The following is a 505-nucleotide window of genomic DNA, read 5'->3' on the forward strand; positions in this document are numbered from 1 at the left end:
CCCCAAAGGGACGAGGGGTATAACACTCCACACGAGGCAGTATCGTTACCTCCTATTATCAAGCATTTATTTTACCCATCTTGATAAATTTATCGAAGCATTTACATCCCTATCGTGATGGCTATTGCTTGAAGCACAACGCCACTCACGTATTTTTAAACTCCACTGTCCTTCTGGTTGAACTGAATGGTCGTATTTTACGCCGCAACATGAGCAAATCTTGCTTGAAGCGAACCATTTATCAGCTTTTACATACGCAATGCCATACTTCTCGCACTTGTATGATAAACATTGAAAGAAGAAGTTTAATTTTTGAAAGGAAAATGCTTTCGATAGTTTTTTGTTTTTTAACAGGTTTGAGATAGATAAGTCTTCCACAACAATCCTCATTGGTTTGGTTTTCACCAATTTAGCTGTTGCTTGATGGATATGGTTATTTCGGATATTCGTAATTTTCCTAGATAACCGCAGGTGCTCAGTTTTAGCTTTTTCATATCCGGCAGAT

1 protein-coding gene is annotated in these 505 nt (G+C 38.2%); it reads right to left on the bottom strand.

Going from position 1 to position 505, the window contains the following annotated elements:
* Nucleotides 1-66 precede the first annotated feature (66 nt).
* Nucleotides 67-505: RNA-guided endonuclease InsQ/TnpB family protein (locus COK05_RS30595; protein ID WP_141539326.1), on the bottom strand; the 439-nt coding region annotated here is incomplete at its 5' end.

It is taken from the genome of Bacillus cereus, assembly GCF_002567495.1.
GTDB lineage: Bacteria > Bacillota > Bacilli > Bacillales > Bacillaceae_G > Bacillus_A > Bacillus_A cereus_AQ.